This is a genomic window from Pantoea brenneri (assembly GCF_038594305.1).
Classification (GTDB): Bacteria; Pseudomonadota; Gammaproteobacteria; order Enterobacterales; family Enterobacteriaceae; genus Pantoea; species Pantoea brenneri.
Window position 1 is genome coordinate 1,615,316 of sequence record NZ_JBCGBG010000001.1, and the last position, 12,339, is coordinate 1,627,654.

Annotated in this window: 13 protein-coding genes and 4 tRNA genes; 6 read left to right on the plus strand and 11 right to left on the minus strand. The window is 56.5% G+C overall.

The window, feature by feature from the left end:
* Positions 1–33 precede the first annotated feature (33 nt).
* From AABB92_RS07555 to AABB92_RS07570, 4 genes are read right to left on the minus strand one after another with little or no spacing between them, the layout of a single operon-like run.
* On the minus strand, positions 34–1,428 hold the full coding sequence (locus AABB92_RS07555) for an efflux transporter outer membrane subunit (protein ID WP_031377679.1): 1,395 nt from the start codon (positions 1,426–1,428) through the stop codon (positions 34–36).
* The gene (locus AABB92_RS07560; protein WP_031377680.1) at positions 1,425–2,519 is read right to left on the minus strand and encodes an HlyD family secretion protein; all 1,095 of its coding nucleotides are present in this window, start codon (positions 2,517–2,519) and stop codon (positions 1,425–1,427) included. The genes AABB92_RS07555 and AABB92_RS07560 overlap by 4 nt, the downstream gene beginning before the upstream one ends.
* Positions 2,516–4,201 (minus strand): MFS transporter, encoded by a 1,686-nt coding sequence (locus tag AABB92_RS07565; protein ID WP_031377681.1) that lies wholly within the window; start codon positions 4,199–4,201, stop codon positions 2,516–2,518. Before AABB92_RS07565 ends, AABB92_RS07560 begins: the two co-directional genes overlap by 4 nt.
* 2 nt (positions 4,202–4,203) lie before the next feature.
* Positions 4,204–4,635 carry a MarR family winged helix-turn-helix transcriptional regulator gene (locus tag AABB92_RS07570; protein ID WP_031377682.1) on the minus strand — a complete coding sequence of 144 codons (432 nt, stop codon included), beginning with the start codon at positions 4,633–4,635 and terminating at the stop codon, positions 4,204–4,206.
* A gap of 145 nt (positions 4,636–4,780) precedes the next feature.
* On the opposite strand from AABB92_RS07570, the gene AABB92_RS07575 reads away from it, so the two are divergent.
* From AABB92_RS07575 to AABB92_RS07590, 4 genes are all read left to right on the plus strand, one after another.
* Complete coding sequence (locus tag AABB92_RS07575) at positions 4,781–5,626, plus strand: AraC family transcriptional regulator (RefSeq protein ID WP_046288404.1); 846 nt, start codon at positions 4,781–4,783, stop codon at positions 5,624–5,626.
* Between the two features lie 40 nt (positions 5,627–5,666).
* Positions 5,667–6,074 carry a DUF2000 domain-containing protein gene (locus tag AABB92_RS07580; protein WP_031377900.1) on the plus strand — a complete coding sequence of 136 codons (408 nt, stop codon included), beginning with the start codon at positions 5,667–5,669 and terminating at the stop codon, positions 6,072–6,074.
* Between the two features lie 387 nt (positions 6,075–6,461).
* The gene (locus tag AABB92_RS07585) at positions 6,462–6,728 is read left to right on the plus strand and encodes a biofilm/acid-resistance regulator YmgB/AriR (RefSeq protein WP_031377899.1); all 267 of its coding nucleotides are present in this window, start codon (positions 6,462–6,464) and stop codon (positions 6,726–6,728) included.
* Positions 6,729–6,865: 137 nt separating this feature from the next.
* Positions 6,866–8,371 (plus strand): SulP family inorganic anion transporter, encoded by a 1,506-nt coding sequence (locus AABB92_RS07590; protein ID WP_031377898.1) that lies wholly within the window; start codon positions 6,866–6,868, stop codon positions 8,369–8,371.
* Positions 8,372–8,422: 51 nt separating this feature from the next.
* Here AABB92_RS07590 and AABB92_RS07595 read toward each other — a convergent pair whose 3' ends face one another.
* On the minus strand, positions 8,423–8,620 hold the full coding sequence (locus AABB92_RS07595) for a DUF6404 family protein (protein ID WP_031377897.1): 198 nt from the start codon (positions 8,618–8,620) through the stop codon (positions 8,423–8,425).
* Positions 8,621–8,811: 191 nt separating this feature from the next.
* Between AABB92_RS07595 and AABB92_RS07600 the strand changes: the two genes are divergently transcribed.
* Entirely contained in the window at positions 8,812–8,982 is a 171-nt protein-coding gene (locus AABB92_RS07600; RefSeq protein WP_162836819.1) for a hypothetical protein, read from the plus strand.
* A gap of 61 nt (positions 8,983–9,043) precedes the next feature.
* Here the strand turns inward: AABB92_RS07600 and AABB92_RS07605 are convergent, their stop codons facing one another.
* The gene (locus AABB92_RS07605; protein ID WP_031376082.1) at positions 9,044–9,913 is read right to left on the minus strand and encodes a substrate-binding domain-containing protein; all 870 of its coding nucleotides are present in this window, start codon (positions 9,911–9,913) and stop codon (positions 9,044–9,046) included.
* 530 nt (positions 9,914–10,443) lie between these two features.
* A tRNA-Arg gene (locus AABB92_RS07610) sits at positions 10,444–10,516 on the minus strand.
* Positions 10,517–10,888: 372 nt separating this feature from the next.
* On the opposite strand from AABB92_RS07610, the gene AABB92_RS07615 reads away from it, so the two are divergent.
* Entirely contained in the window at positions 10,889–11,146 is a 258-nt protein-coding gene (locus AABB92_RS07615) for a hypothetical protein (protein WP_031376083.1), read from the plus strand.
* 152 nt (positions 11,147–11,298) lie between these two features.
* Here the strand turns inward: AABB92_RS07615 and AABB92_RS07620 are convergent.
* The 4 genes from AABB92_RS07620 to pgsA form a co-directional block, all read right to left on the minus strand.
* A tRNA-Leu gene (locus AABB92_RS07620) sits at positions 11,299–11,385 on the minus strand.
* Between the two features lie 10 nt (positions 11,386–11,395).
* Positions 11,396–11,469, minus strand: a tRNA-Cys gene (locus tag AABB92_RS07625).
* A 40-nt stretch (positions 11,470–11,509) separates the two neighbouring features.
* Positions 11,510–11,585 (minus strand) — tRNA-Gly (locus tag AABB92_RS07630).
* Positions 11,586–11,735: 150 nt separating this feature from the next.
* On the minus strand, positions 11,736–12,284 hold the full coding sequence (pgsA, locus tag AABB92_RS07635; protein WP_031376084.1) for a CDP-diacylglycerol--glycerol-3-phosphate 3-phosphatidyltransferase: 549 nt from the start codon (positions 12,282–12,284) through the stop codon (positions 11,736–11,738).
* Positions 12,285–12,339 lie beyond the last annotated feature (55 nt).

Below are 12,339 nucleotides of genomic sequence, written 5' to 3' on the forward strand. Positions count from 1 at the left end.
GCTGCTGGATCGGAACCGTATGAAGGGAAAGGGTTATTCAGAAGATGACGTGGCGTTTGCTGACCAGCCGCCACCCAGCGCACGATAGAGATCAATCTGCGCCAGCAGCAGATTATTTTTCACCGTCACCAGATTTAGCTGAGTTGTAAACAGGGTACGCTGGGCATCCAGCTCATCAAGATAGGAGGCGTAACCGTTCTGATAGCGGTTACTGGCGATGCGCAAGGCTTCAGCTACATAGTTCTCCTGCTTTTGCAGCTCTTCCAGTTGTGCCTCACCCTGCCGGATCGCATCCATCGCATCGTTCACTTCTGAGAAGGCGTTACGCACCACTTTCTCATAGCCATAGAGCGCCTGGTTACGGGTGGCCATTGAGACATCCACTTCTGCGGTCAGCGCTTCACGGTTGAGCAACGGCGCCAGAATACTGCCGCCGACGCTCCACAGGCGGAACGGATTATCAGCCAGCTGATGCAGCACCGAACTCTGTAACGTGCCGGTCGCAGTCAGGTTGAGATTGGGCAGCAGCTGCGCTTTGGCCGAAGCCAGACTGGCATCGGCGGCCAGCAGCTGGCGCTGCGCCTGAACGATATCCGGTCGGCGATTGAGCAACTGGGACGGCAGCAACGACGGTAACTGCTGCGGCGATATTTGATCGAACTGCTGTCGGCGAGCAATTTCGCGTGGATTCATCGCCACCAGGATACTCAGCGCATTCTCCTGCCGGGCAATCTGATGCTTAAGCTGCGGTATCTGTGCTTTGGCTGACTGGTACTCCGAGGCCGCCTGCATCCACTCCAGCCGTGAGGTGTAGCCGGTTTCAAACTGGCGCTTCGCAAGGGTCAGCGAATTATTGCGGGTGATCAGCGTCGCTTCGGTAACGCGCAACTGCTCATCGAGAGCACATAAGTTGAGATAACCCGAGGCCACCGAGCTGGCAATGGTCAGCTCCGCCGCCGAGGCTGCAGCCTGTTGCGCCGCCAGCGAGGCTTGCGCAGCGTCAATCGAACTGCTGCGCGCGCCCCACAAATCGACATCGTAATTCGCCTGCAGCAGGCCCTGAAAAACGTCGGTTTCATAAGGCTGGCCGGTGACCGAGGAGAGCGTACGTTCACGGGTTGCCGCCACGCCGGCGCTCAGAGTCGGAAAATTATCGCCCTGCGCCGCACGCAGCTGAGCGCGATACTGATCCACCCGTGAACGCGCGGTGAGAATATCGGGATTATTGCGTAACGCCTGCGTCACCAGCCGGTTGAGATGCGCATCGCCAAAGGCGCGCCACCAGCCCGCTTCTGGCGGAGCAGCCGGCCCGACCCGATCGCGCCAGGCAGGCGGAATCGGCAGTGACGACGGTGCTTTTTCAACCTGGGTCGCGCAACCGGCCAGCGTCAGTGTCAGTGCGCCAATCAGTAAACGGCGGACGATCATGGTGCGCCCTCACCTGCCGGCTGTGCGGCGGTATCGATGCTCACTTCCACCGACATGCCGGGTCGCAGTTGCTGCATATCCTGCTCGTCGATGCGGATACGAACCGGAATACGCTGAGCAATTTTGACGAAGTTACCGGTGGCGTTGTCAGGCGAAATGGCGCTGAATTCCGACCCGGCAGCTGGCGAGATAAATTCAACCTGACCGGTAAAGCGTTTGCCATCCAGCGCATCGACCCGGATGGTCACTGGCAGACCGGGCCGGATCCGCGCCAGCTGCGTCTCTTTCAGGTTGGCGATGATCCACTTGTGGTTAGGTACCACCGAGGTCAGCCGCGTTCCGGCCGTGACATAAGCGCCGGTTCGCACAGACAGCTGGCCGAGCTGACCATCATCCGGCGCGATAATCCGGGTGTTGGCCAGATCGATCTCCGCCAGTTCCAGTGCCGCCTGCGCACTGGCGACGTCTCCTTCCAGCGACGCACGGTTGACGATTACCGTTTGCAGATTTTGCTCTGCGACCGCGATCTGAGCCGCAGCCTGACGGACCTGCGCCTGTGCCTGCGCGTTAGCCGCGCGGGCGGCATCCCGTTCGCGCACCGACAGCGAGCCGTCAGCGGTCAGGTTCTCTACGCGTTTCAGGTCAAAGCCGCTTTTCAGCGCCTGTGCTTTGGCGTTTTCCAGCACCGCTTTATTACTTTCAATCGTCGCCTGGGCACTGCGTCGCTGTTGCAGGTTATTGCTGAGCGCCGCCTGCTTCATAGCCAGTTGTGCCTGGGCCTGATGCACCCGCTGACGATAGATACGATCGTCGATGGTCATCAGCAGCTGACCCTTTTTTACCGGTTGCAGATCGATGACTTCAACCGAGGTCAGATAGCCGCTGACCTGCGGACTGATAAAGGTCACCTGGCCGCGGACATAGGCATTTTCAGTAGTTTGCACTGAGCTGGTAAAGGGCCAGAGTTGCCAGGCGTAGAGAATGACTAATACGCCAATCACCACAATGCCGCTGCCGGCGGCAATAGAAAGAATACGGCGGCGGTTCGCACGGTCGCGTTCGGCTGCCTGAAGTTCGTCCTGCTGACTCATTGTTTCTCCGTGTTTTCCTGTAATGCGGCCAGCTGATGCTGCTCACGCAGGTTAAATTGCGCCTGGCGCCAGTCGAGATAACGCCGACGCGTTAATCGCCAGATCACCCACATCAGGGTGATCAATGCCAGCGCCGCCGTTAACAGATAGGTGTCGTTATAGGCCAGTACGTTGGCCTGTAATGTCGCGACAGTTTGCAGCTGGCTGCTGCTTTGCGCGCCGAGCAGAATGTTATCGCCGACCAGGCTATTGAACAGCGCATTGTACTGGCTGAGACGTTCGTTGACGTTGGGGTCAAGCAGCGAGAGTTGATCGCTGAGCAGGCTGGAGTGATATTTTTCCCGCCAGGTCTGAAAAGTCCCGAGGATCGCCGAACCAATCAGTCCGCCAAGGTTCTGGCTCATGCCAAACAGCACCACAAAACTCACCAGATTTTTCGGCTGGGTGACCACGCTGCCAATCCCCATCAGCATCGCTGGCGCCATAAAGAAGGCGCTGCTGAAGCCCAGCAGAAACTGGCTGAAGTACATATTGTTGGCGCGGGTCAGCGGACTGGAGTGCGCATCCATCAGCGACGCGATAATCATCACCACCAGTGAGGTGACGATTGGCCAGTTGAGGTGGTTAGGCTTGATGGTGAGCGCACTGGCGGCGATACCGACAATCACGCCGGCAATAATCGCCAGCGCCAGCCCGCGCATCTGATCGTTCTGTAAGCCAATCTGCTGTAAAAAACCGACCGCGCCGGTGTTCTGTTCCGCCAGTACGATGCGGATCATGATCATCACAATCCCCAGCCGGACCATCATGCCGCTGCTGAGCCAGCGGGTATTGATCAACGGATTGCGCCGGTTGTGCTCAATCACAATCGCGGTCACGATCAGCGTTAATGCGATGGCGGTGCAGATGCCGAGCCACGGCGTAGTAAACCACCACTCAATCCGCCCCAATGACAGCACGCCGCACAGCAGCGCCATGCCCGGAGCCAGCAGCATAAAGGTGACGAAATCCATTTTTTCAAAGGTCTTGATGCGGTCGCCGGGCGGCAACTTGACCAGCAGTACCCCGCCCAGCGCAATCATCGCCAGGCCAAGCTCAAACAGATAGAGACCGCGCCACTCGTTAAGCTGCAGCAGTTCCGAAGAGAACAGACGCGCCAGCGGAATCGCCAGTTGCGACACCGTCAGCCCAATCACCAGCGCTTTCAGACGATGCTTCGCCGGCCATGCCTGCACCTGGTAGTAGATACCCAGCGAGCTGAGCGCTGCCGCTACCATGCCGTGCGCGGTACGCACGATGATCGCCGAACTGAGGTCGTTGGCGAACAGATGAAAGAACGCCACCAGCACATACAGCACCAGAAACGCTTCGGTGAAGGCACGCAGGCCAAACTGCTGACGAAATTTCACCAGCAGCAGGTTGATGGAGATATTACCCATCACGTAGACCGCCGGCAGCCAGGCAATCTCATTCGAATAGGCGCCGAAGGTGCCCTGCAGATTGATCAGATTGGCGGTGACCAGCGCATTACTTAGCGCCCCGGTCAGCGAGATCAGCAGGCCGATCAGACCAAACGCCACCCGCTTCGGCAGCGGATGCAGCGGGGTCGAGGGTGACCCAGGCAGCATCGGTTTTTCATGCGGTAACCACTCGCGCGCGGCATAGGGATTGCGCTTCGCCACCTTTACATGCTTCCCATTCGCGTCAGTAGTTGCTGTAACACTCGCTCGGTCACGGCCAGGTCCTGCGGATCGATGTCCGCCAGCATTTCACTACGCAGCGCGTCGGCCTGGGTTTTTACTTTAGCGAACGCCTGGTTGCCCTTTTCAGTCAGCACCAGATGGCGTTTTCGCCGATCTTCCGGCGGCTGGACCCGCGACAGCAGCGATTGTTTGACCAGCCGATCGACCAGCGGCACCATGCTGGCATCTTCCAGTCCCAGCAGCTGCGCCAGCTCGGTCTGGGTCATTCTTTCAGGTTCACTGGCAATCAGGCCAATCGCCATCCAGCTGCTCATGCTCAGACCACTATCTTTCAGATGGCGATCGACGGCCAGGCGCCAGGCGTGTGCGGTCAGATGCAGGAGATGGGTAAATGTACGAGTATGCGATAACAAATGTTAGCAACCTAATTGTTAGACTTCTAATTAAATGAAGGCGTTATTATACGCAAAGCCAAACGCGATTGGAAAGCGCCCGATCTGTTAAAAATTAGTGGATCGCGGCAGAATGTCCAGAGGCCGCAACCGGGAGTCGAACACCATGATAACAGCTGCGAAAAACTGGGTGGATTTGCGCCGTGATGCTGCCAGCGGTATTGAGTCGCTGCGCGCCCATTTTACCGGACACGCTTACGATCCGCACTGGCACGACAGTTACCTGATTGGTGTAACTGAGCAAGGTGTACAGCAGTTTCATTCGCGACGCAAACAGCATCAAAGCCGACCCGGTACGGTGTTTATGCTGGAACCGGAAGAATTACATGATGGCGACGCGATCAATGAGCAGGGCTTCACCTACCGCATGCTCTATCTTTCACCCCAGCAGATTGAGCTGCATCTCGCTCCGCTGCTGGCGGAGGGACCAGAGCAGCGTGAGTTAGGCTTCGCGGATACGCTGCGCGACGACCGGCCGCTGGCTTATGCGGTCTGGCACGCCTTCGACGCGTTGTGGCACGATCATCCGACATTAATCAAAGACGCGGCACTCGACCGACTGTTTGGCCAGCTGACGCAACACCGGTTGTGGCGCGCGTCCGGGCCGGTATACCCGGATGCCCGGCTGGCGCTGCAGGCGCGGGACTGGCTGATTGCTCATCATGCTGAAAATCCGGGTTTGCAGCAGATGGCGCTGAGTCTGAAACTGGATCGCTTTCGTCTGTCGCGGCTGTTCCAGGCCCACTGGGGATTGCCACCTCACGCCTGGCTGGTGCAGTGGCGGCTGAGTCAGGCCCGGCGGCGACTGGCTCAGGGCCAGCCGGTGGCCGATGTCGCCGCCGCGCTGGGTTTTGCCGATCAGAGCCATCTCGGCCGCTGGTTTAAGCGCGCCTGCCAGCTCAGTCCGGCACGTTATCAGCGTGCCTGCACAAATCTTCCAGACCCGGCCTGATCCGCCTGCCACAATGCGCTTTTTAGTCAGGAGAAGCGCAATGCAGGACTTACGTTGTGTCATGATTTTGAATGCCAGTTTGCCGCCGGGCAAAGCAACCAATGCCGCTGCCGTTATGGCGTTAACCCTCGGCCAGCGTCATCCGGCGCTGGTCGGCGAGGCGCTGGAAGATGCCAGTGCCCATCCCTGCCCCGGCCTGATCCCGGTCGGTATCCCGGTACTGGCGGCTACCACCGATCAGCTCAGCCTGCTGCGGGAAAACGCCGAACAGGCTGGCTGCGATATGGTGCTGTTTCCGGAAGAGGGCCAGTCCACCACCGACTATCAGGCGCTGAGTGACGCGATGCGGCAGAAGCCACGTCAGGAGTGGCGTTTGCTGGGCATGGCGGTGGTCGGTGAGAAAAAAGCCCTGCGCAAGCTGACCGCCAGACTCGCACTTTTCAGTTAAGGTTAACGCGGGAAGTTGTCGCACGCTTTCCGCATCATTTAAGTCAACTTTCCAGGCTGTACACATTTTCTGTACAATTTTGTTCTCAGAATATTCCTTATAAGCCCCTGTTAATGCTCAAATAGCACATTTTGCTTAGGAATCCGATTGTACAGATTGGACTTCATTGTATAACTTTATCCCCACGAGTTGTTTTGCGACTCTGTAACGAATGATGCACTTGCGTCGCCTCTGAAGGTGTCAGTGGATTTCCACCTTCAGAGGTTATTTTTTTATCCGTTTATTTATGACGTTGGGTTCCTTCGCATCTGTCCATGCGGAGGTTTTTTTAATGTCTTTTTGTCCTGACATCCGAAAGGGAATCGGGCTGTTTTGAAGGGCTTACACATGCAAAATCAGAATAGGGTTCCCAGAACCGATCAGGAAATTGCCGACTACTTTAATGCTGCCGCCAATAAACCGGCCAGTGATATGGAGATGCTCGGCTTAGTGGTCGCGGAGATCCTGCAGTCCGGCATGCCGGTCAGTAATAAGGCGATTATTTCTAAACTGATTCATCGTCTGGAACTGGAAAGCAACCGGGAGTCGCTGGAAATCTATCGGCAGCTGCTTGAGCTGGTCGTCCACAAAACCCCGGATGATTTCTCGTTATAATCCCGACTCCATGGAGGGAGTCACCCCGCCTTTTTCTGGTATCTTCGCCCTGCGCCCGGTAACATCTGCCCTCACTTTTATCCCGACTTTCTCGCCCTTCGTGCGGGAGCAAAACAAAAAAGAGCCTGCAATCCTTTATGACTCAATCGAATGATGTCGCTGCAACGCCGGTTGTGGCGAGTGATATTAGTGTCGGACGCGTATTACGCTCTCCGGCGCTGCTGACCCGCGAATGCCTGGCCGGGGTGATTACCGCGCTGGCGCTGATCCCCGAAGTGATCTCTTTTTCGGTTATTGCCGGCGTTGATCCTAAAGTCAGCCTGATTGCCTCGGTGGTGCTCTGTCTGACGCTGTCGATTCTCGGTGGCCGTCCGGCAATGGTGACCGCTGCCGCCGGTTCAGTGGCGCTGGTGATCGGTCCGATGGTGCATCTGCATGGCGTTAACTACATTTTGCCCGCGGTGGTGATGGGCGGCGTGATTCAGATCCTGTTTGGTCTGGCCGGGCTGGCACGCATGATGCGCTACATTCCACGCTCGGTGATGCTGGGATTTGTGAATGCGCTGGGCGTGCTGATTTTCTTTGCTCAGGTTCCGCACGTCTGGGGACAATCATCGCTGGTGTGGCTCTTCTTTGCCGTGACGCTGGCGATTGTGCTGCTGTTGCCGCGGCTGGTTAAGAGCGTTCCCTCACCGCTGGTGGCGATTGTGGTGGTAACCGGCGTTGCCCTGCTGATGGGCTATCGCATGCCGAATGTTGGCGACGAAGGCCCGATGAGCCCTGGCCTGCCCGGCTTTAACAGCCTGATGGTGCCGCTGAATCTGCAGACGCTGCAGATTATCTGGCCGACCGCGCTCAGTATCGCCTTTGTCGGGCTAATGGAGTCGCTGCTGACCGCCAAACTGGTGGATGACCTGACGGATACGCCGTCCAGCAAACGTCGGGAATCCTGGGGACTGGGCGTGGCAAACATTTTTGCCGGTTTTTATGGTGGTATCGCCGGTTGCGCGATGATCGGCCAGACCATCGTTAACGTCGAGCTCGGCCGGGCGCGTAGTCGGGTTTCTACCGTGGCTGCCGGACTGGTGCTGCTGCTATTGGTTACCGGTCTGAGCCAGATTATGGCGCAAATCCCGATGGTGGTTCTGGCAGGGATCATGATGGTAGTGGCGGTGAAAACCGTCAACTGGCACAGCCTGCAACCGGCTACGCTGAAGCGCATGCCGTGGTCTGAAACGCTGATTATGGTGCTGACCGTGGTGGTGACCGTGTGGACGGGTAACCTGGCGCTGGGGGTGCTGGCCGGCGTGATTGTCGCTATGATGCTGTTTGCCCGCCGCATTGCCCACGTCATTCACGCCGAGCGTCAGCTGAGCGAGGATGGCGAATCGGTACGTTATACGGTGCGCGGGCCGCTGTTTTTTGCGAGCAGCAACGATCTGTTTGAACATTTCGATTACGCCCACGATCCGAAAAACGTCATTATCGATTTAACGCATGCGCAGATCTGGGACGCATCAAGTGTGGCGGCGCTGGATGGCATTGAACATCGCTATCAGCGCTATGGCGCGCAGGTGAAGATTGAGGGGCTGGATCACCGCAGTACTGATTTTCATCGCCGGTTAACCGGTAATTTCGGCTAACCCGGCGATTTATTCTGGCTGACCGGCGGCCTGCAACGCTGCCGGTCAGGCTCAGGCCTGTTGCCGGCGCGCTTTGTAGCGGGCCACCATCGTCATTAATGCCTGATAGATCAGACCGGCGTAAAGACTGGTCAGAATCGCCAGCCCTATCTCTTTGCCCTGCTGCTGCCATGACATAAACCACATGAACACGCCCCACAGAACAGAGAACACCAGCCAGCCGCGGACGAACTTCACGATGCCATTCATAACCACTCCTCTTCAATGATGCGCTACCTTAGCGGGGTTCAGCACAAAACGCATTGCCGGCACGCCGGAGATGAGAGGCGTCTCAAATAATCGGCCGCAATTTCTGCTCTGGCTGGCACAAGACGCCGTATCAGGTGATTCCACCGGACTTTTCTATACTAAAAGCACCGTTTAACTTTCAGGATACCTTGATGAAACGTTGCGCCTTATTGCTGTCAGCTTTTGCCGTTATCACTACCCTTTCCGCCTGTGCGCCTCAGTCGCCGGGCCGAGATGCGCCGCCGCCGCCGTCACCGCCAGGTGGTCAGCAGCCGGTCGGTGCGCCTGGCGGCAGTGGCCCGGTTGGTCAGCCACAATCCTGAACCTCTAGCCCTGAGTTCAGGATCTTCCGCCCGGATCACGATGCATCCGTCGCCGGGCGGACTAGTGCCGATGGGCGCACCCGCACTCAGACATCTCTCCCGGTCGCTGTTTGCCTAAATGGGAGTGACGACGCTTTAACCCCCCTTCGCCGCCCGTTTCACCTTGTGCTGCACAGGGTCCCAGCAGGCGGTTCAGCGCGTCGTTAATTGCCCGCTCGATATTGACTGACCAGCTGGTCAGATGCCAGGTTGAGGATTGTGCTTCATCAAGATCACCGAACCCGACTACCGCTACGTGCGCGCCCTGACCAAAATCCCGGATTGCCTGCATTGCACCAAACGCCAGCAGATCAGATTCACAGAACAGCGCCTGGATGCGCTCGGCGGCGCGGGTCTGTTTCAGATAATCGGTCATCGCCTGCCAGCCCTGTTCACGATCGTTGCCGCCCGCCACCAGATCGACGCAGATCGCTTGATCTGCCGCCATCAGGCTGGCGCTGTAGCCTTGTTTCTGTGGCGATGACCCTGCCTGGCTCTGCAGATAACCCAGCCGCTGATGACCTTCTGCCAGCAGCAGTCGCCCGATCGCTTCGCCCGCCTGCCTGGCACCCTTCTGCATTACCTGCTCTGCATCAAGCTGCAGCACCGGCAGCGAGACCTTGGTCAGGATGCTTGCAGGCGGTGAGTCACTGAACGCACCCGGCAACAGCAGTAAACCACGCAGCCCGAGCGGGGCCGCCTGAGTCAGCTGTGCTGCGAGCGCCTGTTCAGTGGCGGCATTCAACAGGAGCATCAACACGCCACGCGCGTTGAGCTGGTGCGTCAGTTGATGGAGGATTTTCTGCTGCCAGGAATTCAGTAACGGGCTGGAGATTACGCCAATCATCGGCGGAAATGCGGTATCAGGCTGCTGGTCAGTGGAAAGCGTCATTATAAAGGGTCCCGACTTCTTTTGCGGCTGAGAATGGATAACCTTACCATACGGTAAATGAATAACTTTCAACAGGTTACAAAGACCGACTCAGGCCGCAAAATTGAGTGAAAAGCGATGTAACAGAAGTCTGCCATTGTATCAGTGGTGGGTAGGCACTCAGTAGCAGGATGGGTATAAGTACCTGTGCGGCTGATCTGCACGTTGATGATGATTTCTGCAGCGGGGTTAAAACCATAAGTCGACTATTAAGGCTTATATATTCCACCACAACGAGCAGCCATTAAGCGTTTTTTAAACATATCGCCCTGCGCGGCGTAACAGACACACGAATATCCGTAAACGGGTAAGCCGATACAGCAGGAAATTGTTCTGTCAACATAAAGCGGAATAGCGTGGCCAGCCGACTGGTTAATATAATAATTTCAAATATCGGCTCATCTCTAAACTGATTAACTATTCAGCCGGATTATTTCCAGCAGGCTAACCCCGGCTACGGTTATTTTTATCATCAGGCAGATAGCAGCACGACCGGGCAGCAGGAGTTGAACCTGCATCGGCAATCCCCGAAGAATTGCAATAATACCGTTATACTATGCCCGTGTTTCCCCGCCCTGCACCTCACCCTGCCTCGCGTAACCCTTTGCCACAGCGCGCTGCCCGTTGCCTTGCTTAACCAGCATTCAGGCTGCCTGCCCGGCGTAATCGACCGCCTTCCCCTTCGAAGATCTGCCCGTCACCTGGCGGGATATTTCAGCCTGGGTACTGCAGTAATAACGGCGGATTAAGTAAGGGTAGTGCCGGCTAATAAGGCTGCAAGCGCAAGCGGTGAATATTTGATAAAATAGCGGAAACCATAAAAATAGATTGCTAATGCTTTTAATCACGCATTCTTCAGCTAGCCTTAAAAGCCAGACTGTCGGGGGAAACGCTTCCGGCGTTCAGCAGACTGAAATAAGCGAAGAGGTAATGTCTATGCCCTCAGGACAATTTTATATTCTTGATCATCCGGATCTGACATTCACCGCCAGTTACCATATCGATACGGTGAATGAAAAGCCCTTTAAATCACGAATCGTGCTTGAGATCCAGAAACAGCTGCAACCTACCGAGGCATTTGATGCTGTCAGTATCGGCCAACAGGTGACCTTTGTCTCATCCAGCGGTGAAGCGCAGCGAATGTATCTGATCAGTAACGCTGACGACCAGCTGGTTTTCAGCTCGCGCGCCTGAGGCCGGAATTTGCAGAGAAAGGGGGAAGGATAATCGAGCACGAGGGCACGGTCTGTCTAACCGTCGTCTTCGCCACCCTGCAGAAACAAAAAAACCACCTTTTGAGGTGGCTTACGACATTGCTTACTGCTTGTTTTTATTCGGTTTCAATATGGTGCCCGGGGCGGGACTTGAACCCGCACAGCCTTACAGCCGAGGGATTTTAAATCCCTTGTGTCTACCGATTTCACCACCCGGGCAGGGTGTAACTGGAGGCGCGTCCCGGAGTCGAACCGAGGTACACGGATTTGCAATCCGCTGCATAGCCACTCTGCCAACGCGCCTTAAACTGATGTGCCGCCAGGTTAACCTGACCTGCGAATCTGGAGCGGGAAACGAGACTCGAACTCGCGACCCCGACCTTGGCAAGGTCGTGCTCTACCAACTGAGCTATTCCCGCATTTCAGCAACTGCATCGAACTTGCTGATTTTATTTATCTTCTGGCAGGCTGGCTGCCGTTCGATGCGATGCATTCTACTGACCTGACGCAGTGAGTCAATAAAATTATCCTCACTGTGTGTCTGTTTGCTGCTTTTTAAATCGCATCGATCACGGTTCGAGCAGATCGCCGCGCGCCGCGCTTAAATACTGAAACATTGACCAGAAAGTCAGCACCGCAGCAATGTATAACGCCACCACGCCAATTCCGACTACCGTGCTGTCAGGACGCCACAGCAGGGCAAACAGCGACAGCATCTGGGCGGTGGTTTTCACTTTGCCAATCCATGAAACCGACACGCTGCTGCGTTTACCAATCTCAGCCATCCACTCACGCAACGCAGAAATGATAATCTCGCGGGCAATCATGGTGGCGGCGGGCAGCGTAATCCACCAGGCATGGAAATATTCTGCCACCAGCACCAGCGCCATCGCGACCATCACTTTATCGGCCACCGGGTCAAGAAATGCCCCGAAGCGGGTGGTCTGTTTCCAGCGGCGCGCCAGAAAGCCGTCAAACCAGTCGGTGACGGCAGCGAAAATGAAGATCAGTGCAGTAGCCAGCGGTGCCCAGTGAAACGGCAGATAGAAAGCCAGCACGAAGAACGGGATGAGGACGACTCGGAACAGGGTGAGACACGTCGGGATGTTAAATTGCATATGCCGGTAACTGTCTGGAATGGGTAGAATTTAACGTATGTTCCTACATTGCCCC